The sequence below is a fragment of the Variovorax sp. GW821-FHT09D07 genome, from assembly GCF_059416345.1.
On record NZ_JBWKOY010000009.1, the window covers coordinates 138,195 to 163,734 of the forward strand.

Here is a 25,540-nt window from a genome sequence, read left to right on the forward strand (position 1 = left end):
CGCGACGCCTTAACCCCGTTCGCCCGCCCCGTCCGTAGAAGCGGAGATTCGTCACCGACTTTCTTCCGGAAGGCTTTCCATGCACACACCGTTCTCCGCCCGTCCCCTCCTGCGCGCCACCGCCGTCGCTGCCCTCTGGCTGGCCGCGGGCGCCGGCGCCCACGCGCAGCTGCAGGCCGATGCCTCGCGCATCACCCAGGTCAAGGTCTACCCCGGCAGCGCCACGGTGGAGCGCGTGGCGCGCGTCGCGGCGGGCAGCCGCTCGGTCACCTTCGCCTGCCTGCCGGCCGGGCTCGATGTGCAGAGCCTGCAAGTGTCGGCCGGCGCGGCGGTGCGCGTGGGCGAGACCTCGGTGCTCAGCGAGGCGCGCGAGCTCTCGGCGAACTGCGCCACCAGCGCGCTCGACGGCCGCATCCGCGAGCTCGAAGACCGCAAGGCCGCGCTGCAGGCCGAGACCGATGCGCTGGGCATGGTCACGGGTTATCTCAAGGGGCTGTCGGGCGGCGAGTCGGGCCCTGGCGCGCGTGCGCCGATGGACGCGCGCAACCTCGCGGCCATGACCGAAGCGATGCGCCGCTCGGGCCAGGACGCGCTGCTCAAGCAGCACCAGATCCAGCGCCAGCAGACCGACCTCGACCGCCAGCTCAAGCCGCTGCTGGCCGAGCGCGGCCGCACGCAGGGCCAGGGCGCGCAGGTGACGGCCGTCACCGTCACGCTGGCCGCCAGTGCCGATGCCGACGTGAAGCTCAGCTACCAGGTCAACGGCCCCGGCTGGACGCCCAGCTACCGCGCGCTGCTCGACACCACGACGCGCAAGGTGCGCATCGAGCGCCAGGCGCTGGTGGCGCAGGCCACGGGCGAGGATTGGCGCGGCGTGAAGCTGGTGCTGTCCACCGGCCAGCCGCGCCGCGAGACCACGGGGCGCACGCCGAGCGCGTGGCGCATCGGCATCGAGCCGCCGCCGCGCGCGAATGCCGAGTCGGCGTACATGGCCGCGCCGATGGCCGCAGCCCCCTCGCCCATTGCCGCCGACCGCAAGATGGCCATGGAGCGCGTGCGCGAGCCGCTGTTCGACGTGAGCGTGTTCGACAACAGCTTCGCCACCGAATTCTCCGTGCCGCAGAGCATCGACGTGCCTTCCAACGGCCAGCGCGTGACCCTGGCGCTGGGCCAGCATGAGGACACGGCGCAGCTCGCCGCACGCACCAGCCCGCGCGTGGACCCGAGCGCCTTCCTGGTCGCCGAGATGGCGCAGCCCTCGGGCGTGTGGCCGGCCGGCCCGATGCAGCTGTACCGCGACGGCAACTTCGTCGGCCAGGGCCGCTGGAACGCGCCGAGCGACGCCAAGCTCACGCTCTCGTTCGGCCGCGACGAGCTGGTGCGCGTGCAGGTCGAGCCCGAGCGCGACAACCAGGGCTCGGGCGGCTTCGTCGGCTCGCGCGCCGAGCGCCAGGTACAGCGCGCCTACGTGGTCGAAAACCGCCACCGCACGCCGATCGCGGTGCAGGTGCTGGAGGCCGCGCCGGTGTCGGTCGACGAGCAGGTGCGCGTGACCACGCGCTTTGCGCCGCAGCCCGCTGATCAGGCGTGGAACAAGCAGCCGGGGTTGGCGATGTGGCGCTTCGACCTGGACGCGGGGCAGACGGCGCGCGTGTCGGCGGACTACACGATCGGGTATCCGAAGGATGCGCGGTTGCAGATGCGCTGAGGGTGTGTGTTCGGGGTGCGTGCACAGGGCACGCTGCTGGATCTCCCCAGCACACGGGGTTCAGAAGTCAAACTTCGCCGACACCTCGAAAGTCCGCCGCGGCGCCAGCAGCACCTGGCTCGCGGCGCGGCCGGTCCAGGTCGCGTAGAGCCGGTCCGTCAGGTTGCGCACGCGAAAACTCAGCAGCGCATTCTTCAGGCGGTAGCTCACGGCCGCATCGACCGTCGTGAAGCCGTTGATGCGGATCTGGTTGGCGTTGTCGGTGTACATCGGCCCCGTGTGGTTCAGCGACGCGAAGTATTCGAACTTCGAGCCGTCGGGCCGGTAGGTGGCGAAGACATTGGCCATGCGCTCGGGCACGTTCGGCGGGGTCTTGCCCACGCGCGAGACGTTGCCGGCTTCGACCAGCGTGTCGAAGCGCGCATCGAGCGCCGCCAGGTTGCCCGCCAGCGTCCATTCGCGCGTGGGCTTCCACACGGCCGACAGCTCGAGGCCGCGTGACGACTGCCGGCCGTTGTTCACGGTGGTGGCCGCATTGTTCGGGTCGCGCGAGAGCACGTTGTCGAGTTCGATCTTGTACAGCGCCGCGGTCCACTCCAGGTTGGCTGCAGGCAGGCTCTGCTTGAAGCCCACCTCGGCCTGCTTGCCACGCGACATCGGGAATGCGGCATTCGAGGCCGACAGCAAGAAGAGCGACCCGACCGGCAGCGTGGCGTTGGTGTATTGCGCGTACAGGCTCGACTGCGGCGACAGGTCGTACACCGCGCCGAGGCGCCCCGAGGTGGCGCGGTAGCTCGCGCCGAAGCGTGTGACGCTGCCCGCGTTCAGGTCCCAGATGCGGCGGTCGACCTCGGTGCGGTCGTGGCGCAGGCCACCGACGAGCGTGAGGTCGCGCATCGGCTTGAGCGCGTCTTCCACGAAGACCGAGGCGACCTTCACGCGCGAGAAGGTGTCGGCCCGATTGCCCGCGCCAGTGGTCAGCGCGGGGTTGTCGTCGAAGTAGCCGGTGTACGGGTCGAACACCGGCACGCGCAGTTGCGCGGCGGTGGCGGGGCTGCTGTTCGAGAAACGGCGTTGGCTGCCGAAGCGCGTCTCGCTGTATTCGCCGCCGACGACGAAGCGGTTGTCCAGGCCGGCGATCTTTCCCTTGTGCGTGGCGTCGAAGCGGTCGAGCCAGAAATCCTGGTCGTGCGTGATGAGCGTCTGGTCGCGCGCGATGCTGGCGGGCGGCACGAAGGTGGCGCTTTCGGAGTTGCGGAACATGCGCTTCGACTGGTTGGCCGAGAACTCGTTGCGCCACGACCAGCCGCCGTCCAGTTGCCCCGTGAGGCGCGCGCGCAGCCAGTAGGTTTCTGAAGAGTTCTCGTCGTCGCGCACGTTGTAGTTGGTGCGCGCCATGCGCCGGTCGACCACGCGGCCGTCGGGCGTGCTGACCACGTTGGTCGGCTGCGTGGCGAAGCTGCGCGGCACGAGCGGCGTGCCCCAGTAGGCGTCGTTGTCGTCGCGCAGGTAGTCGAACGACAGGTCGAGCTTGACCGAGCCGCCCAGGTCCACCAAGAGGCCGCTCGTGAAGTGGTCGATGCGCTCGCCGTTGCGGTCGATGGTGCCCACCTTGGTGTCGTTGCGGCTGTAGTCGAGCCGGTAGGCGCTGGCCTCGCCCAGCGCACCGCCGAAGCCGAAGGCCGCGCGCGTGGAGCCGTAGCTGCCGTACGACAGCAGCGCTTCCTTGTGCGGGTTGCTGCGGTCGGGCCGCTTGGTCACGAAGTTGACGATGCCGCCGATGGCGCCCTCGCCGTCGAGCACCGAGGCCGGGCCCTTGAGCACTTCGATGCGCTCGTAGTTCCAGGTGTCCTGCACGCGGTTGGTGACGCCCGCGCCCGAGCTGCGCACGCCGTCGTACAGGTACATGAGGCTGGTGAAGCCGCGCAGCGACAGCGTGGTCGGCGACGACGGCGGGCCGCCGCCCGAGAGCCCCGCCATGCCGCGCAGCGCCTCGCTGAAAGTGCGCGCGCCGCGCTGCTGGATCGCGTCCTGCGACAGGATCTCGACCGAGGCCGGCGTCTCGCGCACCGACAGACCCAGGCGCGAAGCCGTGCCGCTCGAATCATTGAGGTGCAAGCTGTTCGCGTCGCGGCTGCCTTCGATGGTGACGGTGCCGAGTTCGGCGTTGTTGCTGCTGTCTTGTGCAGAGGCGACTTGCAAGGCGGTGAACGCGGCCAGCGCGACGGTGGTGCGGGTGAACGGGGTCATGGAACGGTGCGATGAAGAAAGTAAGAAGGTGTCAGGCCACCGAGAAGCGCCGCAGCCGCCAGGCCGCGAGGCCGAACAGCAGCAGGCTCGGCACCAGCAGTTGCAGAACGGCGAGCGCGGCCTGCCCGCGCACGAGCTCGGCGGGCTCCTCGTGCCAGGCGAAGGTGGGCATGCGGTCGAATTCGGCCGGCACGAGGGCATCGCGTGCATCGATGCGCGGGAAGAAGAAGGCCTTCCAGGCTTCGTGGTGCGCCACGGTCTGGGCGTCGAAGCGCGCATGGCGGCGCGCGCCGTTGCCGGCCAGCGCGGTCATGCCTTCGTAGGCCACGGCCGCCGGCGACACGGCGCCGAAGCGGCCCACCAGCGCCTGCTGTGCCGCCTGCTGCGCGTCGAAGCGCGCGAGCGCGGGGCGGATCGCTTCATCGACCTCGCGCTGGATGCGGTAGTTGGCCAGCGAGCGGCCGGCGATCTCGATCTTGCCGTCGCGCGGCACGAGGATGGCGCCCTGCCCCACGTGCTGGTACTCGGTGCCCAGCAGGTCCTGGTAGCGCTTCATCGCCTCGGCCGTGACCACGCGCTGGCGCGTGGCCAGCTCGGTGCGCGACGGCGCGGGCGCGGCCTGCGTAACGGCCAGGTTCAGCAGCACCGGCGCCACGAGCACCAGCAGCACCCAGGCGATGACGAGCACCATCGCATTCGTCGCCGACGAAGCGCCGAAGGCATTGACCGCCACCACCAGCGCGAACCAGAACAGCGCGTAGGCGCCCACCAGCAGCGCCCACCACAGCGTGGCGCTGCCCGCGCCGCCCGCCGTGAGCCCCGCATGGCGCGCGATCCACAGCACCGCCACCGGCAGCAGCACAGCGGGCCCCAGCAGCACCGCAGCGCGCACGGTGAGCTTGCCCGCGAGCAGCGTGCGCAGCCGCAGCGGTTGCGACAGCAGCAGGCGCAGGGTGCCGTTCTCGCGCTCGGCCGACAACAGGTTGTAGCTGAGCGCGAAGATGAGCAGCGGCAGCAGGTAGACGATGACGAAGGCCAGGTCGAAATGCCCGCTCAGCAAGTGCCACGGGTTTTCGATGTCGCTCGGGTTCATGAACACGACGCGGCTCTGGTTCGTGACCTGGTACTGGCTCGGGAACAGGTCGCTCTGCCCCAGCGCGACCGGGCCCAGCGGCGCGGTCGGCAGCAGCACGTGCTGGCCGCCGTAGCCGCTGGCCATGCGCGAGGGGTCGGCCGGGTTCTCGAAGGGCGTGGGCTGCGCGGTGCCGGCCAGGATGGCTTCGAGCAGCGTGCGTTGCGCGGTGCGGGTGTCGCGGTCGGCCTGCGCCACGGCCGCCTGCGCACGGTCGCGCTGGGCGGTCTGCAGCAGGCCGTTGCCCAGTGCATAGGCCACGAGCAGCAGGAACAACGCGCCGACGACCCAGAGGCCGCGCTCGGCAAGCATCAAACGGACTTCCTGGCGCATCACGGCCAGCAGGCGGCGGCCTTGGGGAGGATGGATGGACATGGTTGGCATCCCCTCTCAGAGCGCGCGCTGGCGCAAGGTGGCGAAGGCCGCGAACGCCGCCGCGAGCAGCAGGCCGGCGCACAGCACGAGGAAGCTGCGCGCCTGGTGCCGCAGCGCCCACCCGGCCCCCGGCGGGTGGTAGTCGAAGGGCGGCACGGTGGCCCAGAGCTCGGGCGTGGCCTGGTAGGAGAAGTGGCGGTCGCCGAGCGGATCGGCATGCGCCACGAGGTCCTTGCTCATCAGGTCCTGGATGTTGCGGCGGTGCAGTTCGGCGGCCGTGGTGAAGCGCCGGTGGTGCGAGAAGTCGGTGCCCGCCATGCCCATCGAGAAGCTGCGCACCGCGAGCAGCGGCAGCAGCAGGCCGCTCCACTCCTGCACTTTCTGCTGCTGTTCCCAGGTGTCCCACAGGCGGCCGTAGTGGCGGTCGTACACGGGGTACGAGGCCTGGTCGTCCAGGCGCAGCGCAATGCCCCACTTGCTCAGCGGCACGTCGCGCCCCCAGCGCTCGGTGGTGCCGAAGTTCTGCTGCCAGACCTGGTTCGACACGGCCTTGAGTTCCGCGCCCAGCGCCTGGTTGAACTCGAGCCGCGTCGGGCTCGGATACCAGGTGCGCGAGAGTTCGGAGAGCACGCGCGGCGCCATCACGGCCTGCCCGATCCACAGCGCGAGCAGCACGGTGATCGCCATGCGCGAGGTGGACGACAGCGCCGACACGCCCAGCACCAGGCACACGAAGATGCCGAGGTAGACCGCGTAGCCCAGCGACCACGCGCCCAGCCGCAGCAGCGCATCGACGCGCCCGCCCGGCTCCGCGCCCACCGCCACGGCCACGGCCGCCACGAGCGCCGCCGGCACCAGCAGCACCGCGAGCAGCGCCGACAGCGCGAGCGCCTTGCCGGCCAGCAGCCGCAGCGGCGCCACGCCCAGGCTCAGCGTCTGGCGCAGGATGCCCTGCTCGCGCTCGCCCGCGAAGGCGTTGAAGCCCAGCACGATCACCAGCAGCGGGCCGAGCACCTGCAGGATCCAGCCCACCGACAGGTTGCCGAAGCGCTGCAGGCCGGTCGCGTCCTGCGCGGCATTGAACTTGACTTCGCTCTGGCGGTGCGCCTGCAGCCACACGGTGCTGCCGATGTAGGGGTTGATGCCCGCATCGACCATCGACAGCGGCGGCTCGGGCTTGAAGGCGTGCATGCCCTGGTGCGCGGCGTCGTGCGGATGGCGCTTGTCCTGGTGCAGCCAGTCGCGGTAGTCCATGGCCTGCGCGGCCACCTGCTCGGCATGCGCGCCGCGCTGGTGCGCCCAGCCGACGGCCAGCGCGGTGAAGAGCAGCACGGCCACGAGTCCGCCGGCCCAGTACAGGCGGCCGTCGCGCAGGCGTTCGGTGAATTCGCGTCGGGCGATCCAGCGCATCGTCATCGGGTCAGGCCCTCATGTGTTGCAGGTAGAGGGACTGCAGGTCGGTCTGGCCGATCTGCGCGCCGTCGAGGCTTTCGACCAGCCGGCCGCGCTTCATGATCCCGACGCGCGTGGCGGTCTGCTGCGCATGGAACAGGTCGTGCGTGGTGGTGAGCACGGCCACGCCGCGGTCGGCCGCGCGGCGCAGCAGGTCGGAGAACTCGGCCGCGGCATGCGGGTCGAGCCCCGAGGTGGGCTCGTCGAGCAGCAGCGCCTTGGCCTCTTTGGCCAGCGCCACCGCGATCCACACCTTCTGGCGCATGCCCTTCGAATACATGCTGACGCGCTTGTCGGCGGCCGCGTGGTCGAGCCCCACTTCGGTCATCAGCGCGAGCAGGCGTTCGCGCGGCAGCTCGTGGCCCAGCGCCAGGCCGGCGAAGAAGCGCAGGTTTTCCAGGCCCGAGAGCGTGCCGTACAGCGTGACCTGCTCGGGGATGTACGCCACGTCCTGCTTGGTCGCGACCGGGTGGCGCGTGACGTCAGTGCCGTTGATCTGCACCGTGCCGTCGGTCGGCGCGATGAAGTTCAGGAACAGGTTGATGGTCGTCGTCTTGCCCGCGCCGTTGGCACCCAGCAGGCAGTAGATGTCGCCGCCGCGGATGTCGAGGTCGAGGCGGTCGAGCGCGGTGTGCGCGCCGTAGCGTTTGGTGAGGCCGGAGGCTCGGAGCATGGCGGAGGGATTCCGATGGAAGGAAGAAGGAAAGGAAAGACGCGCGCAGGCACGCCCCGGCGTGGGCACGCCGATGCGGTCATCGAGGGGGAATGAAGGCGGCAGCGGTGCCGCCGCGCGTCAGCGCTTGTTCTTGTTTTTCGCGCCGCCCTGCCGCGCCTTGAAGCGCGGGTTGGACTTGCAGATGACGTAGGTACGGCCGCGCCGCGTCACCACCTGGCAATCGCGGTGACGCTTCTTGGCTTCCTTGAGCGAGGACAGGACTTGCATGGACGTGGCCGGGGAGTTCGTTCGGACACGCGAATATACGTTATTGCGAATTCATTCTCAATAACTTTATTAACCCTTCCCCAGCATACGGGGCCCCGCCGTCGTCAGTGCGGCGGGTGCGCCTTCGGCGCTTTCGCGCCGGCGTCGACGCAGGCCGCGCACAGGCCATGCAGCGTGACCTCGTGGTGCGTCACCTGGAAGCCCTTGGGTGCGAGGTCGTGCATCGGCCCCGGGCACGCGTGCAGCAGGAACACCTGGCCACAGTGCGAGCAATGGAAGTAGTGATGGTGGTGGTGCCCTGCATCGCCACCGGCGGCGTGCGAAGCGTGGTCGTGCGGATCAGCCTTGCAGGCCACTTCGTAGCGCGCCGGCTCGCCCGGCAGCTCGACCTTGGCGATCTCGCCGTCGGCCAGCAGCAGAGAGACCTGGCGGTACACCGTCGACAGGCTGATCTCGGGCACGATGGCCCGTGCGTGTTCGAGGATTTCGGGGGCGGTCAGAACGCGGCCGGCGTCGCTGAAGGCGGAGAAAACGGCGTTGCGCTGGCGCGTGAGACGTTGCATGTCTCGATGATAGGGGCGGCCCGCGCGGCCTTCAGCGAGCCGCGCGCAAGACCTTCACGCGTCGGCCGCTGAGCCGCCGTCTGTCTCGGGCGCTTCGGGCTTTTGCTTGCCCTTCTTGCCGCGCGCCGCCTTCTTCGCGGCGCGCTCGGCGTCGGCGCGCTGGCCGGCGGCCAGCCACTGCGCGAACTCCTCGGGCGTCTCGAGCGTGATGCGCCCCAGGTTGCCGGCGCGGAACTCGTGCATCACGATCTCGGCGGCCTTCTGCAGGTTGACCTTGCCCTTGCCCAGCAGCGCGCCGCGCTTGCGACCGATGGTGTCGAGGACGTCTTCGTCCTTCATGCCGCCCAGAGTGGCGGGGTCGAGCTCGACGAGCTTGAAGCGCGCGACGATGCCCTCGGCGTAGTTCGCCTTGAGGTAGTCCAGCAGCTCCAGCGCCACTTCTTCTTCATCGAAAGCGTTGCGCCCGACCGCGCCGCTGGCCGCGAGGTTGTAGCCGCTCTTGGGCACGATGATGCGCGGCCACAGCATGCCGGGCGTGTCCCACAGGTAGAAGTCGTCGGCCAGCGTGATGCGCTGCTCCAGCTTGGTGATGCCGGCCTCGTCGCCGGTCTTGGCCTTGCGCCCGCCGGTGAGCGTGTTGATGAGGGTCGACTTGCCCACGTTGGGAATGCCGCAGATCAGCACGCGCATCGGCTTGGCCATGCCGCCGCGGTTGGGCGACAGCTCGTGGCAGGCGCGCACGATGCGCTGCGCGGGCATGGTCAGGCTGGCGTCGAGCGCAATGGCGCGGGTGTCGGGCAGCGCGTTGTAGTGCGCCAGCCAGGCCTCGGTGCGCACGGGGTCGGCCAGGTCCTGCTTGTTGAGCACCTTCAGCGTAGGCCGCCCGGCCGTGAGTTCGGCCAGCATCGGGTTGGCGCTGGAGCCGGGCAGGCGCGCGTCGAGCAGTTCGATCACCACGTCGATGTCCTTCACCCGTTCGGTGATGGCCTTCTGGGTCGAATACATGTGACCGGGGAACCACTGGATCGCCATCGATGGATGCTCTTTCTTTCGCGCTGTCTGGAAGGGGACCGGCCTCGCAGGCCGGGTGCGCATTGTGAACCGGGAAACGGACCGATTCCTCGATGCTGCGCTTTTGATAGCACCAACTGGCGTATTCACTGGCTTGTTGGCCGCCAGATCACCCCTAGAATCCGCGCGCTGCGCCCGCAGCCGTTTCAAAAAGTCACACCGAGGGAGATCCTTTTCATGGTCCAGCGCCTTGCCGCCGCCGCCCTGCTCGCGGCCACCACCATCCTGTCCGCCACCGTGGCGCATGCCCAGCGCCCGTCGCCGCCACCCGGCCCGCTGACCGACGGTTTCCTGTGCTGCAACATGCGCACCTACGGCGACTCGATCAGCGACATCAACTACGACGAACAGGGCACGAGCATCGTCCCCGTGGGCACGCCGGCGCGCATCACGGCCTACGACTTCCGCTTCTTCAACCTCGACCTCGCGGGCAAGCCCCAGCGCATCAAGAACGACTACAGCCGCAACATCACGCTGATCGACTTCGCCAAGCGCTACGTGGTCACCGAAGACCCCAAGCGCAAGATCGCCAGCTTTCCGCCCGCGGTGGGCGCCGCCATCCTCGCGGGCAAGGTGATGCCGGGCATGACGCGCGAACAGGTGCTGATGGCGCTGGGCTACCCGGTGGCCAGCGAGAACCCGAGCCTGGACGCGCCGGTGTGGCGCTACTGGCGCGACAGCTGGTCGGAGTTCCAGGTGAACTTCGACGCGCAGGGCCTCGTGAAGGACGTCGCGGGCAATGCCGTGGCGCTGAGCCGCGTGCTCGCCGCCACGCCCTGAGCACCCTTGATCATCCCCGGGTTCGTGTGCGCGGCATGACACGCGCAACACCCGGGAGGGTTTTGCATCGCGAAGGGCGATTCCGCCCCTATGATTTGTCCGAAGCACGGCGCCGCCACGTGCGTCGGCCGGATCGAAACCCCTGAATGGAGTGCCTGCGATGAAACCCGTCTCCGAACTGCTCAAGCGCCACGATTCCGCCGCCTGGCGCACCTCGCCCGACACCAGCGTGTTCGACGCGCTGGCCACGCTGGCGCATTTCGAAGTGGGCGCGCTCATGGTGATGGACGGCGAGAAGCTCGTGGGCTTTTTGTCCGAGCGCGACTACACCCGCAAGGTGGCGCTGCAGGGCAAGAATTCGAAAGAGATGAAAGTCTCCGAGATCATGACGCCCGACGTGATGACCGTCACCCCGCAGACCCAGACCCACGCCTGCATGGCGCTCATGAGCCAGCGCAAGTTCCGCCACCTGCCCGTGGTCGACGGCGACAAGGTGGTCGGCATGATCTCGATTCAAGACCTGATGGACGACATCATTTCCGAGCACGAGCAGACCATCACGCAGCTGACCAGTTACATCCAGAGCTGAGCGCGCTGCGATGCCCCCGGAAAAGAGGGGCAACACACCTACGCACAGGGGCACTCTTTCGGGTGCACAGTGAAGGCTCGTTCACCATCCAGCAGGGACATACGCAATGCAGATCCAGGTCAACACGAGCAATGGCATCACCAACAAGGACACGCTGGAGCGCTGGGCAGACACCGAGATCAAGCAGCACCTGAGCCGTTTCGTCGAAGACGTGACGCGCGTCGAGGTGCACCTGAGCGACGAGAACCACGACAAGGCCGGCGGCGGCGACAAGTGCTGCGTGATGGAAGCGCGCCTGGCGCACCACCAGCCGCTCGCGGTGACACAGCACGCCACCAGCCTCGACGAGGCCTTCCGCGGCGCGGCCGACAAGCTCAAGCGCCTGCTCGACAACACGCTGGGCCGCCTCAACAACCACCGCGCCCGCGATTCGATCCGCCGCGACGGCGAGGGCTTCGTCGCCGAATAGCGCTCAGCGCGCCGGCTTGCGCTTCGGCGCGGGCAGGCGCTGCGGCGTTTCCACCGGAATGAGCGGCGGGCGCCGCCCGTCGGCCATCCAGGCGTCGTAGAAATCGATCTTGCGATCGACCAGCGACAGCGCCTGCTGCCAGTCGGCAATGGTCTGGTGCACGCGCGCGCGGTGCGCCTCGAGCAGGTCGCGCCGCTGGCGCAGCGTGGCCTTGCCCTGCAATGCGAGCGCCGTGTAGTCGCGCATCTCGGCAATCGACATGCCGGTGCGGCGCAGCCGGTCCATCAGGTCGAGCCAGCCCACGTGCAGTTCGCCGTACACGCGCCGCCCGCCCGCATCGCGCGCCACGCCGGGCACCAGGCCCTGCGATTCGTACCAGCGGATGGCGTGCACCGTGCGGCCCGTGCGCGCGGCCAGCTCGCCGATGTGGAACGACGGCGTGGTGGCGGCGGGTTCAGCCGGCATGGGCGGTCGGCGCGTCGAGCGCCCGCTCGACCAGCGCGGTGTCGAAGTACTCGGTCAATGTTTTCACCTGGCCTCCTTCGAGTCGGTAGACGTAGCAATAGTGGTTGTTGTAGCGCTTGCCGGCCTTGGTGGGCACGTCGCCGCTGAACAGCACCACCACGCGGTCGCCTTCCGCAATGATGCATTCGGTCTTGCTCACATAGGGCCCGGCGAACTGCCCGAACAGCGGCTTGATCAGCTCTTCGCGGATCGCCTGCTTGCCCTGGTAGGTGCGCGACCAGGGCGTGCTGCCTTCCAGCGTCCAGCTGGCGTCGTCGGCCAGGCTGTCGATGAAGGCCTGGCCGTTGCCCTTGTCCAGCTCCGCGTGGATGCGCTGGACCAGGGCCTTGTTGTCGATCGTGTGCATGGCGTGATTTCCTTGGATGAATGAAGACACCGGACATCCGGTGAATTCATTGGAAATGCTCGAGTGCGCTCGAAGTCAAGCGCCATGCACCGCGCGACGAAGGCTCAGCTTCGGCCGGCGTTCGCCTGGCCCTTGGCGACTTCGTTCGCACCCTGGGCGGCGCCGCTTTGCGGCACGGCCTCGCCTTCGCGCGCGGTCACTTCCGACAGGCGCGCGGCCAGCTGCTCGGGCGTGTCGGCGGCAATGCCCAGCCAGGCGCCCTGCGTCAGCGTGATGTGCGCGGCCTCGAAGGTGCCGGCGCCGGCACAGAGGATGGTGCGGTTGGGCGCGTCCTGCGCGGCCAGCACCAGCATCGCGGGCACCACGGCCTCGGGGCGGAAGGCCTCGAGCATGTCCTTGGGGAACAGGTCTTCCGTCATGCGCGTGGCGGCGGTGGGCGCCAGGCAGTTCACGCGGATGTCGTTCTTGGCGCCTTCGATGCTCAGCGTTTGCATGAGGCCCACCAGCGCCAGCTTGGCGGCGCCGTAGTTGCTCTGGCCGAAGTTGCCGTACAGGCCCGACGACGAGGTGGTCATCACGATGCGGCCGTACTTCTGCTCGTTCATGAGCGCCCAGACGGCCTTGGTGCAGTTCACGGCGCCCATCAGGTGCACGTCGACCACCAGCTTGAAGTCGTCCAGTTCCATCTTGGCGAAGCTCTTGTCGCGCAGGATGCCGGCGTTGTTCACCAGGATGTCGACGCGGCCCCAGGCGTCGACCGCCTGCTTGACCATGGCCTGCACGGCCTCGAAGTCGGTCACCGAGGCGCCGTTGGCAATGGCTTCGCCGCCGGCCGCCTTGATCTCGTCGACCACCGCCTGCGCGGCGCTGACCGAGCCGCCCGAGCCGTCGCGCGCGCCGCCCAGGTCGTTGACCACCACCTTGGCGCCGCGCGCCGCCAAGGCCAGCGCATGCTGGCGGCCCAGGCCGCCGCCCGCGCCGGTCACGATGGCCACGCGGCCCTGGAAGTCGATGGAGGTGCTGTTGCTCATGAGGTCTCTGCTCGCTGTCTGAACTGTGTGGGTCGGTGTTGGTGAGGGTTGCCAATTGACAACAACCCAACGTTTTACCTCAGTTCCCCGCCCCGTTCGCCGCCGGGCGCCCCCGGTGGGAGTCACCCATGCGACGGCTGGACCGTGGCGCAGTACGCCACCAGCTGGTCGAGTTCGGCCGATTTGTCGAAGAAGGCGTCGGCACCCAGCTGCTGCGAGCGCAGGCGCATGTCGGCGGTGGCGTAGTTGCTGAGCACCACCACCTTCTGGTGCGGCGAGCGCTGGCGGCAGGCGTTCAGCACGGCCAAGCCGTTGCCGCGCTGCAGGAACAGGTCGACGATGGCCAGGTCCCAATCGCTCTTGTGATCGCGCAGCCATTCGAGCGCTTCGTCGGCGGTGCTGGCCGAGGCGATCACGTGCGCATCGATCACGTCCTCGAGAAAGTCGACCAGGTTCTCGCGGATCACCGGACTGTCCTCGACCAGGTAGGCATGGAGCGTCATGGTGGGAGTCTCGGGTCCGGAACTGGGCAGCGCATGACGCCATCTTCGGGGCTGGCCGCCGCGCCGCGGTGAGCCGGACAGGTCAATGGCTGTAGGCCATCGGCCAGCGGCGCTGTCGGCATGCGCCGGCCGGCGCCGCCGTGGCGCCGCCGTGAGGATGCTTCAGAAGGTGTGAATGAATCCGGCGTGGCCGAGCAGCCCGCCCAGGCGCGTCCCCTCAAGGCGCAAAGCGCAGCCATAGCTTGGGCTATGGCGAGCATTTGCAACGCCGAGGGGGCGCGCCTGGGTGGGATGAGCGGACATGGCGGGTTCGTTCACACCTTCTCAGGCCGCGACCGGCAGGCGGCCGGGGGCCATGCCCAGGCGCGCCGGCGAGACGTACTGCTCGCGGTAGATCTCGAAGGGCATGGTGTCGGCCGCCTCGATGCGCTTTTGCGCCTGGATCGACTCGGCCGTCATCTGCTCGAAACCGGCCTGCTGCGCGGCCGAGAACGGCAGCGCCAGCAGCGCGGCGCGGGTCTGCTCCGACTGGGCGCGCACGAAGCCGACGAAGGAGTTGCCGTGCTGCTGCTCGATGGCCGCGAGCACGCGGGCCGAGGGCAGGCTGTCGGGGTTCTCGAGGCCGGCCTTGGCGGCGCGCACCGCATCGACGTGCTGCGTGCCGCCCTGCGCCGCGTCGAGCGCGGCGGCAATCGGCAGGCACTGCTCGACCAGCTCCAGGCCCCAGTCGGTGAGCCCGACCTCGCGCCCGTCGCGGCGCAGCTTCAGGCCCGGCTCGCGGCCGCGCGCGGCCGTGAGGTGCTGGTTCTGCGCCAGGTCGGCGATTTCTTGCGGCGTGTCGTCGGGGCTGTCGTTCAGCAGGCAGTGCAGCAGGAACACGTCGATGAAGCGCATGGTCTGCGCATTGATGCCGACGGTCTCGAAGGGGTCGAGGTCCATCAGGCGCACCTCGACGTACTCCACGCCGCGCTCGCGCAGCGCATGCAGCGGGCGCTCGCCGGAGTGGATGACGCGCTTGGGGCGGATGGTGCCGTAGAACTCGTTCTCGATCTGCAGCAGGCTGGTGCCCAGCTGGTTGTAGTCGCCGCCCAGGTTGCGGATGCCGATGGCCTCGTAGGCCGGCCACGGGCGCGTGAGCGCGTCCTGCAGCGAGGCGCCGTAGCCCTCCAGGCTGTTGTAGCTCACGGCCAGCGAGGCCTGCGCCTCGCTCTGGTAGCCCAGGCGGCCCATGCGCAGCGAGGTGCCGTGCGGCATGTACATGCTGCCGTCGCCCAGCGGCTGCAGCTCGTGCGGGCGGCCCGCGACGAAGCTCGAACACAGGGCCGGCGAGGCGCCGAACAGGTACAGCAGCAAAAAGGCCTGGCGGCGGAAGTTGCGGATGAGCGCAAAGTACTCTTCGCTCGACACCTCCGGCAGCGACCAGTTGTAGTGGATGCCCGAAATGGTCTGCATGCGCCGGCCATAGCGGTGGCTCAGGCCCATGCGGTACACGCTCTTGGCGCGGCCCACGTTCGACGAGCCGTAGCGGCCGATCGGAATGGTCTCGTCGGTCGGCAGGCCGCAGGGCATGCTCGACACCCACAGGCGCTCGTCGCCGAGCTGGTCGAGCACGCGGTAGGTGAACTGGTGCACCCGCGTGAGCTCTTCGAGCGCCGACTCCACGCCCGCGTGCACGCCCGTGATGAGTTCGAGCTGCGATTCGCTGAAGTCGGTCGTGATGTGCGGATGCGTGAGCGCCGAGCCCAGCGCCAGCGGATGCGGCGTGAGGGCCAGCTTGCCGTCGGGCAGCGCGCGCAGGCTTTCCTTCTCGATGCCGCGACGCATTCCCTTCAATCGCGCGGCCGGGAGTGCACCCAGCCTCTCCTGCAATCTGTTGCTCATGTTCTTATGACCCATCAATCTTCTGTGGGGCTGGAAGGTAGCACGGGCGGACAGGCACTGCTGAAGCAGGGAATCCCGCATCCGGCTATGCTGTTTTTTGCTACCTTTTTCATAGCTACCCTCTCAAATACCACCGGCCTTGCGGCGCGCAGCGGGGGTTCGAAATTCAGGCCTTGGCGCGGCCCGCCGCGAGGTCGATCTCTTCCGACTGGTAGACATGGATCGACGGCACGCCGTCGGCCATGGCCGCGAGCGCCTTGCCGAAAGCGCGCGACGCATCGACGCGAAAGTGCGCCTGCAGCGCCGCCATGTCGCTCCAGCGCTCCACGAAGGTGAGCTGCAGCGGGTCTTGCACGTCGGTCGTGACGTCATGCGAGATGCAGCCGGGCTCGGCGCGCGAGCGCAGCACGTGTTCCACGCTGATGGCCAGCATCGCCTGCAGGGTGTCGGCCTTTGCCAGCGCGTGTCCGATGACCAGGATCATGGGGGTCTCCTTCTGTGCGTTCTTGCGGGGTGACAGGATCAGGATGGATGCGCGCGCGGCCCGGCGTGGCGGGCCTTCAGCCGAACACGCGCAGCAAAAAGCGGTTGAGGTCGGCGATCTCTTCCATGCAGACCGAGTGCGCCATGGGGTATTCGTGCCATTCGACGGGGTGGCCCAGCGCCACCAGCGCGTCGCGCGACTGTTCGGCGCGCGCCAGCGGCACCACCGGGTCCTGCCGGCCGTGCGCGAGGAACACGGGCGTGTCGTGGTTGGCGCCGTGGCGCTCGGCCGCCGTGGTCGCGGCAATCGGCAGGTAGCCCGAAAGGCCGACGATGCCGGCCAGCCGCTCGCCGTGACGCAGCCCGGTCATCAGCGCCATCGCGCAGCCTTGCGAGAAGCCGGCCACCACGATGCGGTGGGCGGGGATGCCGCGCGCCTTTTCGTTCGCGATGAGGGCCTCGATGCTGGCCTGCGAGCGGCGCAGGCCGGCCTCGTCCTCGCGCGCCACCAGGTCGGCCACCGCGATGTCGTACCAGGCGGGCATCTCGTAGCCGCCGTTGATGGTCACGGGAATGACGGGTGCATTGGGGAACACGAAGCGCACCGGGCCCACGGCCGACAGGTCGAGCTCGCCGGCGATCGGCACGAAGTCGTTGCCGTCGGCACCCAGGCCGTGCATCAGGATCACCGAGGCGGTGGGGTTCGGGGCGGTTTCGATTTCGATGGGGGGACGGGACATGGTCAACGAAGGTATTCAGGAATGCGAATGCCCGGACCTTAGCGCATTCGGGCGACCCGGGCCGCGGCGAAACGGCCGGTTGGCTGACTTGCACCTCGCAACATCCGCGCCTTCGGGCCGCCCCGGCGCCCTTGCCGGCACAAGGGAGCGCCGGATGCAACACAATGGCGTTTCGCATGAAGACCCCCACCCCGCCCCTGAAAACCTCGTCGTCCCGCCCCGCCTTCGACAGCGAGGCGCTGCTGCGCGGCAGCGGGCTGCGCGTGACGCGCGCCGCCCAGACCGTGCTCGAGCTGCTCGAACACGGCTCGCAGCCGCTGACCCACGAGGAAGTGGCCGCCGCCTACACCGCCGCCACGGGCGAGCCGCCCGACCGCGTCACGCTCTACCGCGTGCTCGACCGGCTGGTCGAGGCCGGCCTGTGCGACCGCCGCGTGGGCGCCGACCGGGTCAACCGCTTCGCGCGGCACGTCGACACCGCCTCGGGCAACACCTTCGAATGCGACCAGTGCCACAAGGTGCTGGCCCTGCCTTCCGACCCCGAACTGCCCAAGGTGATGGGCCGGCTCGGCAAGGCGCTGCGCAAGCAGGGCATCGACACGCGGCACACGGCGCTCACGCTGCACGGCATGTGCGGCGACTGCGCTCGATAGTTTCATCGCGCTGCACGTGTACGTCTCCCGGCACCACCGCCAGCCCGACCTCGGCGCGAGCCACGCGCTGATCGACGCGCACCCGCTGGGCGCCTGGGTCGTGCCAGGCGCCGACGGACTGGTCGCCAACCACCTGCCCTTTCTGCTCGACCGCTCGCGCGGCCCGTTCGGCACGCTGCTCGGCCACGTGTCGCGCGCCAATCCCGTGTGGCGTCAGCTCGATGCCCCGGCTGCTTCGGTCGTGATGTTCCAGGGGCCGCAGGCCTACATCACGCCCGGCTGGTACCCCGGCAAGGCCGAGCACGGCCAGGTGGTGCCGACCTGGAACTACGCCGTCGCCCATGCGCACGGCATCGCGCGCGCCATCGACGACGAAGCCTGGCTGCTCGACCTGCTCGCGCGGCTGACCGCGGCGAACGAGGCCGGCCAGCCCGTGCCCTGGCAGACCACGGACGCGCCCGAGACCTTCATCCGCAAGCTGGCGCGCGCCGTGGTGGGCATCGAGATCCCCATCGACCGCCTCGAAGGCAAGCTCAAGGCCAGCCAGGACGAAGCCCTGCAGGACCGTCAAGGCACGGTGCAGGGCCTGGCCGCCGTCGGCAGCGAGAACGCGTCGGCCATGGCCCGGCTGGTGCAACAGGCGATGCAGCCCGGCAGCGCCGGCGACTGAACCGCCCGCGCGCTCACACGTTCCACGACGGAAACGGATCGGGCAGGTTCTGCCACCACGAGGGGCCGAAGCGCATCTCGTTGGGCGTGAGCAGGCAGGCATCGAGCCGCGCGCGCAGCGCGGCCTCGTCCATGCCGATGCCGATCAGCACCAGCTCCTGGCGCGCGTCGCCGGTGGCGTCGTCCCAGTTCTTGCGGATGAGTTCGAGCCCGTCGGGGTCGGTCGGCCAGTGTTCGCGCGGCACGGCCGCCCACCACAGGCCCGCCACGCCGTAGCGGCAGGCACCGCCGGCCTGCGACCACGCACCCGCGCGGGTCGGCCGGCTCGCGAGCCAGAAGAAGCCCTTGGAGCGCACCACGCCTTCCCACTCACTCTGCACCAGGTCCCAGAAGCGCTGCGGATGGAACGGCAGGCGCGACCGGTAGACGAAGCTGCGGATGCCGTAGGCCTCGCTCTCGGGCACATGCTCGCCGCGCAGCTCGGCCAGCCAGCCGGGCGCCTGCTCGGCCTGCTCGAAGTCGAACAGGCCCGTGTCGAGCACGCGGTCGAGCGCGACGCGGCCGAATTCCGATTCCTCGATGCGCGCACGCGGGTTGAGGCTGCGCAAGATGGCCATCAGCCGCTCGCGTTCCTCGGCCGTCACGAGGTCGGTCTTGTTGACCACGAGCACGTCGCAGAACTCGATCTGCTCGATCAGCAGGTCGACCACCGTGCGCGTGTCTTCGTCGCCCAGCGACTGGCCGCGCTGGCCCAGGCTGTCGGGCGAGCCGTAGTCGCGCAGGAAGTTGAAGGCATCGACCACCGTGACCATGGTGTCCAGCCGCGCCACGTCGGCCAGGCTCTGGCCGTCCTCGCCCGCGAAGGTGAAGGTCTCGGCCACGGGTAGCGGCTCGGAGATGCCGGTCGACTCGATCACGAGCTGGTCGAAGCGCCCTTCCTTGGCGAGCCGCTTCACCTCGATCAGCAGGTCTTCGCGCAGCGTGCAGCAGATGCAGCCGTTGCTCATCTCGACCAGCTTCTCGTCGGTGCGCGACAGCGCGGCGCCGCCTTCGCGCACCAGCGCCGCGTCGATGTTGACCTCGCTCATGTCGTTGACGATCACCGCCACGCGGCGGCCCTCGCGGTTGTGCAGGATGTGGTTGAGCAGCGTGGTCTTGCCGGCGCCCAGGAAGCCGGACAGCACGGTGACGGGAAGGCGATCGGCCATGAGGGCAGGCTCCGTAGTTGCAACAGGATTGCATTATATGGATTGACGCAACTCAGTTGCATTTCATGAGAACGTGACCGACAGGCGCACGCTCGCCTACCATCCGGCACATGACCGATTTCTCTGCCTTCGTCGCCCCGCCGCCCTCCGACGCGCCGCACGCGGCCGTCGTCGCCGCCGCGTCGGCCTGCCTCGACCGCTTCACGGCCGCGTTCAACGCCTCGGACACGCGCGGCATGGACGCCGAGCTGCACTTTCCGCACACGATGCTTTCGGGCGCGCAGCGGCTCGACTGGCCCGCGCCCGGCCAGCACCCCGTGGATTTCTTCGACACGCTCAAGGCCGGCGGCTGGGCCTCCACACAGTACGAGAAGAAGGAACCCGTGCTCGTGAGCCACGACAAGGTGCACTTCGTCGTGCACTACACGCGGCGCGATGCGGCCGGCGCGGTGCTCAGCACGCACGCCAACCTCTGGATCGTCGTACAGGCCGAGGGGCGCTGGGGCATCGCCCTGCGCTCGTACTGATCAAAGCAACAAGGACCGTTTCCCATGTCCCTTTCCGCACTGCAACTCGTCTGGCCGTCGCCTGAACATTTGCCCGGCTACATCGCCGCACTGGAACGCGGCTGGTCGCCCAACAACCTGCGGGCCGAAGCCGGCCTGGAAGAACTGGCGCTGATCCGCGCCGACCCCGACGGCTTTCTCGCCGGCCTCGTCGACCGCGAGGCCAAGGGCCCGCCCATCGCGCTGCCCACCGGTGGCACCGTGCCGCGGCTGCCAGGCTACCGGCGCTGGCTGTGGGACGGCGAGTTCTGCGGCAGCATCCAGCTGCGCTGGCAGCCGGGCACCAACGCCCTGCCTTCGTACTGCCTGGGCCACATCGGCTACGGCGTGGTGCCGTGGAAAGGCGGCCGGGGCTATGCCACCGCCGCGCTGCGCGCGCTGCTGCCCGATGCGCGCGCCATCGGCCTGGACCATGTCGAGATCACGACCAGCCCCGACAACCTCGCCTCGCAGCGCGTGATCCGCGCCAACGGCGGCGTGCTGGTCGAGGAGTTCATCACCGAGCCCGGGCTCGGCGGCGCGCCCGAGCTGCGCTTTCGCATCGACGTGCACGACCTGCGCTGACGTGCCCTACAGCTCGAACGCCTCGACCTGCCGCCCGTCGATGTCGGTGAAGCCGTAGGCACGCGCCAGGTCGGCCACGCGCAGCACCTGGCCGGTCTTGTCGAGCACCTGCGCATCGGCTGCCAGCGCGGCCACGGCGCGACCCAGGTAGCGCGGCGACTCGGTGCGCGCCAGCGCGGGGCGCTCCTGCCAGTGCGCTTCGTCGGTCTTGTGGCCCGCGAGCACGAACTCGGTGCGCATCCAGCCCGGCGACACCGCCACCGAAGCCACGCCGTGCGGCTGCAGTTCCTGCGCGATGCCGAAGGCCAGCCGCGTCATCGACGCCTTGGCGAGGTCGTAGAACAGGTTGCCGCGCAGGTAGTGGCCGCGGTCCCAGAAGGTGGTGGTGACGATCAGGCCCTGCTTGCGCGCCACCATGCCCGGTGCAGCGCAGCGGCTGGCCACGAGGTGGTTGCGCACGCCGCGGTCGAACATCGAATCCCAGTTGGCGAGCGGGTGTTCCCAGAACGGCGCCTCGAAGACACCGGTGAAGCTCTCGTGGCCGCCCCAGGCGTTGTTCACGAGCAGGTCGAGCCGGCCCTGCTCGCGCTCGACGCGCGCGAACAGCGCCGCCACCTCGTCTTCCTTCGTGTGGTCGCAGGCCACGGCAATGCCGTGCCCGCCGAGTTGCGTGACCTCGTCGGCGGTGTCGTCGATGGTGCCGGGCAAGGCGGCCAGTTCGGACAGGGCGAGCAGCTGCCCGTAGCTGTCGGCCGGCCGCGCGCGGGTGCTGCGCCCGGTCACGTACACGGTGGCGCCGGCCGCGCCCAGTTCCTGCGCAATGCCGCGGCCCGCGCCGCGGCTGGCGCCGGTCACCACGGCCACGCGGCCCGCCAGCGGACGGTGCGCGGCATCAGGGGTGGAGAGGGCTGCTGTCATGTGTCGTTGCTCCTTCGTTCGGTGAGGGTCCTTTGGCAGGACAGGCCGCCACGATAGGCCGGCCTCAGCGCGCCGTCTTGGAAGAAACCGAAACCCGGCGCCCGAGGAACTCGGTGGGCGTCACGCCGCACAGGGCGCGGAACTCGTTGACGAGGTGCGACTGGTCGTAGAACCCGTGGTCCAGCGCCATGTCGGCCCAGGCTGGCGCGCTGTGCAGGCGCAGCGCGCGCAGGCAGGCATGCAGCCGCGCGAGCCGGCCCCAGGCGCGCGGCGACAGCCCGACGTGCGCATGAAAGAGCTGCTGCAACCGGCGCTCGCCCACGCCGACGGCCTGCGCCACCTCGCGCAACGCCTGGCGCCCGTCGGCGGCGGCGATGAGCCGCGCGGCGTGCATCGCGGCGGCCGGCGGCGTGCCGTCGCCGGCTTTCTGCAGGCGCTTCATCAGGGCCTGCTGCAGCAGTTGCGCGCGTGCGACATCGCCGCGCGCTTCGGCCATGCGTGCGAGCAGCGTCGTGCCCTCGCCGCCCCAGAGTTCGTCCAGGTGCACCGCGCGGCCCGCGATCTCACCGGCCGGCACGCCCAGCAGCGCCGCCGCCGCGCCGGGGCGCAGCGCCACCGACAGGCCTTCCACCGTGTCACGCATCCGCACCACAGCGGGCGCGGCGAAGGCGCCGATGGCTTCGACCGCCTGCCCCGGCGCATCGTCGGCCGAGGGCGCATCGCCGAAGTTGAAGACCAGCCGGATCGCGCCGTCGGGCAGCACGCGCTCGCGCACCTCGTGGCCGGGCGCGAAGGTCTCGCGGTACATCAGCAGGTGCGAGACATGCGACCGCAGCGCCGGTGCGATCGGCAGCACCTGCAGCGTGCCGTCGGGCACGCCCGACTCCGGCCCGTGCAGCAGGTCGTCGTGGAGCCGGAGGAAGAGGCGTTCGCCCATGGCGGTCGATTGTGAGGAAAAACCCGCCGCCGCGCGACCCGGCGGGCACGGGCCGACAATCGGCCAGCTCCCGCTGTCCACCTTTGGTTCGCATGCCCGATTCCGCCCCCCCCGTGCTCTATTCGTTCCGCCGTTGCCCCTATGCGATGCGGGCCCGGCTCGCGCTGCTGGCGAGCGAGCAGCGCTGCGAACTGCGCGAGGTCGAGCTGAAGCGCAAGCCCGCCGAGATGCTCGCGGCCTCGCCCAAGGGCACGGTGCCCGTGCTGGTGCTCGACGGCGGCGCGGCGGTGCTGGAACAGAGCCTGGACGTGATGCTGTGGGCGCTGCGCCGCCACGATCCGCTGCGCTGGCTGGCTCCGGAGCGCGGCACGCTCGACGAGTTGCTCGCGCTGGTGGCGGCCTGCGACAACGATTTCAAGCCGCTGCTCGACCGCTACAAATACCCGGCGCGTTATCCCGCGTCGGAAGGCTCGGCGCGCGACGAGGGCGCGCGCTTCCTGCAAGGGCTCGAAGACCGGCTCGCAATGTCGGCGCAGCTGGCCGGCGCGCACGCCACGCTGGCCGACGCGGCGCTGATGCCTTTCGTTCGCCAGTTCGCGATGGTCGACGCGGCCTGGTTCGACACGCAGCCGTGGCCGCGCCTGCAGGCCTGGCTGTCGGACTGGACCGCGTCGGACATGTTCGCGCGCATCATGACCAAGTACGCGCCCTGGCAGGCCGGCGAACCGGGCGTGAGCTTTCCGCCCGCCTGATCAGTACACGTCGCGGCGGTAGCGCCCTTCGGCGATGAGCGCGTCCATGCCGCTCTCGCCCAGCACCTCGGTGAGCGCCGCGTCCACGCCCGGCGCCATGCCTTCGAGGCTGCCGCACACGAAGACGATCGCGCCCTCTTCGTCCACCCACTGCTTCAGCACCTCGCCAGCCTCGCGCAGGCGGTCCTGCACGTACACGCGCTGCGCCTGGTCGCGCGAGTAGACGAAGTCGGCGCGCGCGACCAGACCACCGGCCTGCCATGCCGCGACCTCGTCCGCACCGAAGCCGTCGTGCGCCGCCTGCCGCTCGCCGAACACCAGCCAGTTGCGCCCGTGCCCGCGGCGTGCACGCTCGCGCAGCAACGCACGCAAGCCCGCAAAGCCCGAACCGTTGCCGATGAAGATGCAGGGCCGCGCATCGTCGGGCAGTGCGAAGCCCGGGTTGGCGACGAGGCGCAGCGCGAGTTCCGTGCCCATGGGCGCGCCGACCGTGAGCCAGCCCGAGGCCACGCCCAGGCCGTTGTCGTGCCGTGCCTGCCGCACCAGCAGCTGGACGGCGCCATCAGAAGGAATCGACGCGACCGAGTAGCTGCGCGGCGCGGGCGCCGGGGCGCCGTCGTCGTGCATCTGGCGCGGCACGATCTCGACCAGTGCGCCGGGTGTCCAGTCCATCGCGCCGCCACTGACGCGTCGCAGCTCGATCTCGAACAGCGGATCGCCCTGGCTGCCCGCATTGAGCAGGCGCCGGCCATCGAGCCGCCAGGCCTCGAAGGCCGGTGCGGGCGTTGCAGCCGACACAGGCCACGCGGCATCGCGCACCCCGAAGGTCTCGCGCAGCGCATCGTGCCAACGCGCGAGCGCTGCCGGGTCTTCGCCGTCCACCTCGATCATGGGGAACAGCGGCTGCGCGCCCTGGTTGTGCAGGTCGTGGTCGAGCTTGCGGCCGAAGCCGCAGAAGGTCGCGTAGTGGCGGTCGCCCAGCGCGAGCAGGCCGTAGCGCAGGTGGCGCAAGCCCGGACCGCCCTGCCGCGCGAACGCACGGGCGAAGGCACGCGCGCTGTCGGGCGGTTCGCCCTCGCCGAAGCTGCTCGCCACCCACAGCACCTGCCGGAAATGCAGCAGCGCATCGGCGCTCAGTGCCGACACAGGCCGCACCACCGCCGCGACACCGGCGGCCTGCAACGCGCCGGCCGTCTGCAGCGCGAGGCGCTCGGCATGGCCGGTCTGGCTCGCGAAGGCGACCAGCACCTGGCCCGCATCGCCCGCCGTGGCGGGCACGGCGACCGCATCGAGCCGCGCACGCTCGGCGCGCACGGCCTTCGCGGTGCGGCGGCGGCCGAGGTACATCATCCAGCCGCTGATCGCGAAGAGCGCGAGCCCCAGGCTCGTGAGCATCATCACGATGCGCCCCGGCAGGCCCCAGTAGGTGCCCATGTGCAGCGGGTAGATGCTGTTCACGAGGCGGCCCGCGAGCGGCTTGTCGGCATAGCGTTCGTGGCGCAGCGTCTCGCCGGTCGCGGCGTGCAGGTACAGGCGGTTGCGCGCGCGCTCGTGCTCGGGGTGCGTGCGCAGGTAGTTGGCCTCGACCTGCGCCCCGTTGCGCGCCGGCAGCCGCAGCGTGACCAGGGACCAGTCGCCCCCCGTGGTGTCGACGAAGGCCTGCCAGACGCGCGCCAGGTCGAGCGTCACCGGGGCATCGGCCGGCGCGCGTTCGGCGCGCACCACGCGGCCTTCGCCGACCGCGCCGTCGACCGCCTTGCGCAAGCTGTCGAAGGCCCAGTACATGCCGGTGGTGGTCGACACCACGTAGGCCAGCAGCGCGACGGTGCCGACCACCGCGTGCAGGTTCCACAGGAAGGCGCGACCGCGCAGCGCGAAGTCGATGCGCAGCCACTGGCGCCACGCGAAGGGCCGGCGCGGCCAGCGCAGGTACAGGCCCGACAGCGCGAGCACCAGCAACAGGCCGGCCAGCGAGCCGGTGATGGGCTTGCCGTCGTCGCGCGGCAGCAGCAGCCAGCGGTGCAGCTCCTCGACGAACTCGAAGAAGTGCTCGCCCACCGGATCGGGCAGCAGCGCGCCGGTGGCGGGATCGGCGAAGCGCGTCTCGCCGCGCCGCTCACCGGGTGGCGGCGCGAACCCGACGCGCGCGGCGCGCCCGGGCTCGGTGGAGACGGCGACAGTGGCGATGCGCCGCCCGGGCATCTCGGCCTGCACGCGCGCGACGAGCGCGGGCGGTGCCAATGCGGGTGCGGCCGAGGCCGCGGGGATCGGGTTCAGCAGGTCGGTGATCTCGGCGCGGAACGACAGCGTCGCCCCGCTCAGGCCGATGACGACCAGCACGCTGCCCGCCGTGATGCCGATGAACCAATGGATCTGGAACCAGACGCGACGCAGCAAAGCCATGAAAAACAGAAGAAAACGGGAAACAGGAA

Annotated in this window: 27 protein-coding genes; 9 read left to right on the top strand and 18 right to left on the bottom strand. The window is 69.9% G+C overall.

What is annotated here, in order from left to right; translation table 11 throughout:
* Positions 1–79: 79 nt before the first annotated feature.
* Positions 80–1,708 carry a DUF4139 domain-containing protein gene (locus tag AC07OX_RS26270; RefSeq protein ID WP_495260330.1) on the top strand — a complete coding sequence of 543 codons (1,629 nt, stop codon included), beginning with the start codon at positions 80–82 and terminating at the stop codon, positions 1,706–1,708.
* Between the two features lie 60 nt (positions 1,709–1,768).
* On the opposite strand, the gene AC07OX_RS26275 is transcribed toward AC07OX_RS26270, so the two are convergent.
* The 7 genes from AC07OX_RS26275 to ylqF form a co-directional block, all read right to left on the bottom strand.
* Entirely contained in the window at positions 1,769–3,958 is a 2,190-nt protein-coding gene (locus tag AC07OX_RS26275; protein ID WP_495260331.1) for a TonB-dependent receptor, read from the bottom strand.
* Between the two features lie 31 nt (positions 3,959–3,989).
* Entirely contained in the window at positions 3,990–5,465 is a 1,476-nt protein-coding gene (locus AC07OX_RS26280) for an ABC transporter permease subunit (RefSeq protein ID WP_495260332.1), read from the bottom strand.
* Between the two features lie 15 nt (positions 5,466–5,480).
* On the bottom strand, positions 5,481–6,881 hold the full coding sequence (locus AC07OX_RS26285) for an ABC transporter permease subunit (RefSeq protein WP_495260333.1): 1,401 nt from the start codon (positions 6,879–6,881) through the stop codon (positions 5,481–5,483).
* A gap of 4 nt (positions 6,882–6,885) precedes the next feature.
* A complete protein-coding gene (locus tag AC07OX_RS26290; RefSeq protein WP_062476970.1) occupies positions 6,886–7,590 on the bottom strand; it encodes an ABC transporter ATP-binding protein in 705 nt (234 codons plus the stop codon).
* Between the two features lie 120 nt (positions 7,591–7,710).
* On the bottom strand, positions 7,711–7,860 hold the full coding sequence (gene ykgO, locus AC07OX_RS26295; protein ID WP_013542562.1) for a type B 50S ribosomal protein L36: 150 nt from the start codon (positions 7,858–7,860) through the stop codon (positions 7,711–7,713).
* A 104-nt stretch (positions 7,861–7,964) separates the two neighbouring features.
* Positions 7,965–8,423, bottom strand: coding sequence for a Fur family transcriptional regulator (locus AC07OX_RS26300; protein WP_495260334.1), 459 nt, complete (start codon positions 8,421–8,423; stop codon positions 7,965–7,967).
* Positions 8,424–8,477: 54 nt separating this feature from the next.
* Positions 8,478–9,455, bottom strand: coding sequence for a ribosome biogenesis GTPase YlqF (ylqF, locus tag AC07OX_RS26305; protein WP_495260335.1), 978 nt, complete (start codon positions 9,453–9,455; stop codon positions 8,478–8,480).
* Between the two features lie 216 nt (positions 9,456–9,671).
* On the opposite strand from ylqF, the gene bamE reads away from it, so the two are divergent.
* The 3 genes from bamE to AC07OX_RS26320 all read left to right on the top strand — a co-directional run bounded on the left by bamE (position 9,672) and on the right by AC07OX_RS26320 (position 11,332).
* Entirely contained in the window at positions 9,672–10,274 is a 603-nt protein-coding gene (bamE, locus tag AC07OX_RS26310) for an outer membrane protein assembly factor BamE domain-containing protein (RefSeq protein ID WP_495260336.1), read from the top strand.
* A gap of 160 nt (positions 10,275–10,434) precedes the next feature.
* Positions 10,435–10,863 carry a CBS domain-containing protein gene (locus tag AC07OX_RS26315; protein WP_307587549.1) on the top strand — a complete coding sequence of 143 codons (429 nt, stop codon included), beginning with the start codon at positions 10,435–10,437 and terminating at the stop codon, positions 10,861–10,863.
* Positions 10,864–10,969: 106 nt separating this feature from the next.
* On the top strand, positions 10,970–11,332 hold the full coding sequence (locus AC07OX_RS26320; RefSeq protein ID WP_062476985.1) for an HPF/RaiA family ribosome-associated protein: 363 nt from the start codon (positions 10,970–10,972) through the stop codon (positions 11,330–11,332).
* A 3-nt stretch (positions 11,333–11,335) separates the two neighbouring features.
* Here AC07OX_RS26320 and AC07OX_RS26325 read toward each other — a convergent pair whose 3' ends face one another.
* The 7 genes from AC07OX_RS26325 to AC07OX_RS26355 all read right to left on the bottom strand — a co-directional run bounded on the left by AC07OX_RS26325 (position 11,336) and on the right by AC07OX_RS26355 (position 16,841).
* Positions 11,336–11,797, bottom strand: a complete 462-nt coding sequence (locus tag AC07OX_RS26325; RefSeq protein WP_495260337.1) for a MerR family transcriptional regulator — start codon at positions 11,795–11,797, stop codon at positions 11,336–11,338.
* On the bottom strand, positions 11,787–12,203 hold the full coding sequence (locus AC07OX_RS26330) for a nuclear transport factor 2 family protein (RefSeq protein WP_495260338.1): 417 nt from the start codon (positions 12,201–12,203) through the stop codon (positions 11,787–11,789). The genes AC07OX_RS26325 and AC07OX_RS26330 overlap by 11 nt, the downstream gene beginning before the upstream one ends.
* Before the next feature lie 104 nt (positions 12,204–12,307).
* On the bottom strand, positions 12,308–13,234 hold the full coding sequence (locus AC07OX_RS26335; RefSeq protein ID WP_159270918.1) for an SDR family NAD(P)-dependent oxidoreductase: 927 nt from the start codon (positions 13,232–13,234) through the stop codon (positions 12,308–12,310).
* A gap of 122 nt (positions 13,235–13,356) precedes the next feature.
* On the bottom strand, positions 13,357–13,737 hold the full coding sequence (locus tag AC07OX_RS26340) for a response regulator transcription factor (RefSeq protein WP_487848285.1): 381 nt from the start codon (positions 13,735–13,737) through the stop codon (positions 13,357–13,359).
* 324 nt (positions 13,738–14,061) lie between these two features.
* Positions 14,062–15,618 carry a glutamate--cysteine ligase gene (gshA, locus tag AC07OX_RS26345; protein ID WP_062477001.1) on the bottom strand — a complete coding sequence of 519 codons (1,557 nt, stop codon included), beginning with the start codon at positions 15,616–15,618 and terminating at the stop codon, positions 14,062–14,064.
* 166 nt (positions 15,619–15,784) lie between these two features.
* Complete coding sequence (locus AC07OX_RS26350; protein ID WP_062477003.1) at positions 15,785–16,102, bottom strand: putative quinol monooxygenase; 318 nt, start codon at positions 16,100–16,102, stop codon at positions 15,785–15,787.
* 76 nt (positions 16,103–16,178) lie between these two features.
* A complete protein-coding gene (locus tag AC07OX_RS26355; protein ID WP_062477023.1) occupies positions 16,179–16,841 on the bottom strand; it encodes an alpha/beta hydrolase in 663 nt (220 codons plus the stop codon).
* Between the two features lie 176 nt (positions 16,842–17,017).
* Here AC07OX_RS26355 and AC07OX_RS26360 point away from each other — a divergent pair, with 176 nt between their 5' ends.
* Both AC07OX_RS26360 and AC07OX_RS26365 read left to right on the top strand, forming a co-directional pair.
* Entirely contained in the window at positions 17,018–17,494 is a 477-nt protein-coding gene (locus AC07OX_RS26360; protein WP_495260339.1) for a Fur family transcriptional regulator, read from the top strand.
* Positions 17,495–17,510: 16 nt separating this feature from the next.
* On the top strand, positions 17,511–18,164 hold the full coding sequence (locus AC07OX_RS26365; RefSeq protein WP_369646325.1) for an FMN-binding negative transcriptional regulator: 654 nt from the start codon (positions 17,511–17,513) through the stop codon (positions 18,162–18,164).
* A gap of 13 nt (positions 18,165–18,177) precedes the next feature.
* Here AC07OX_RS26365 and zigA read toward each other — a convergent pair whose 3' ends face one another.
* A complete protein-coding gene (zigA, locus tag AC07OX_RS26370) occupies positions 18,178–19,371 on the bottom strand; it encodes a zinc metallochaperone GTPase ZigA (protein ID WP_062477011.1) in 1,194 nt (397 codons plus the stop codon).
* A gap of 110 nt (positions 19,372–19,481) precedes the next feature.
* Between zigA and AC07OX_RS26375 the strand changes: the two genes are divergently transcribed.
* Together AC07OX_RS26375 and AC07OX_RS26380 are read left to right on the top strand one after the other, a co-directional pair.
* On the top strand, positions 19,482–19,898 hold the full coding sequence (locus AC07OX_RS26375) for a hypothetical protein (RefSeq protein WP_495260340.1): 417 nt from the start codon (positions 19,482–19,484) through the stop codon (positions 19,896–19,898).
* A gap of 24 nt (positions 19,899–19,922) precedes the next feature.
* Positions 19,923–20,501 (top strand): GNAT family N-acetyltransferase, encoded by a 579-nt coding sequence (locus AC07OX_RS26380; RefSeq protein WP_495260341.1) that lies wholly within the window; start codon positions 19,923–19,925, stop codon positions 20,499–20,501.
* A 6-nt stretch (positions 20,502–20,507) separates the two neighbouring features.
* On the opposite strand, the gene AC07OX_RS26385 is transcribed toward AC07OX_RS26380, so the two are convergent.
* Both AC07OX_RS26385 and AC07OX_RS26390 read right to left on the bottom strand, forming a co-directional pair.
* On the bottom strand, positions 20,508–21,419 hold the full coding sequence (locus AC07OX_RS26385; RefSeq protein WP_495260342.1) for an SDR family oxidoreductase: 912 nt from the start codon (positions 21,417–21,419) through the stop codon (positions 20,508–20,510).
* A 64-nt stretch (positions 21,420–21,483) separates the two neighbouring features.
* The gene (locus AC07OX_RS26390; protein WP_390342513.1) at positions 21,484–22,356 is read right to left on the bottom strand and encodes a helix-turn-helix domain-containing protein; all 873 of its coding nucleotides are present in this window, start codon (positions 22,354–22,356) and stop codon (positions 21,484–21,486) included.
* A 92-nt stretch (positions 22,357–22,448) separates the two neighbouring features.
* Here AC07OX_RS26390 and AC07OX_RS26395 point away from each other — a divergent pair, with 92 nt between their 5' ends.
* On the top strand, positions 22,449–23,108 hold the full coding sequence (locus tag AC07OX_RS26395; protein ID WP_495260343.1) for a glutathione S-transferase: 660 nt from the start codon (positions 22,449–22,451) through the stop codon (positions 23,106–23,108).
* Here AC07OX_RS26395 and AC07OX_RS26400 read toward each other — a convergent pair whose 3' ends face one another.
* Positions 23,109–25,511, bottom strand: coding sequence for a PepSY domain-containing protein (locus AC07OX_RS26400; RefSeq protein ID WP_495260344.1), 2,403 nt, complete (start codon positions 25,509–25,511; stop codon positions 23,109–23,111).
* Positions 25,512–25,540 lie beyond the last annotated feature (29 nt).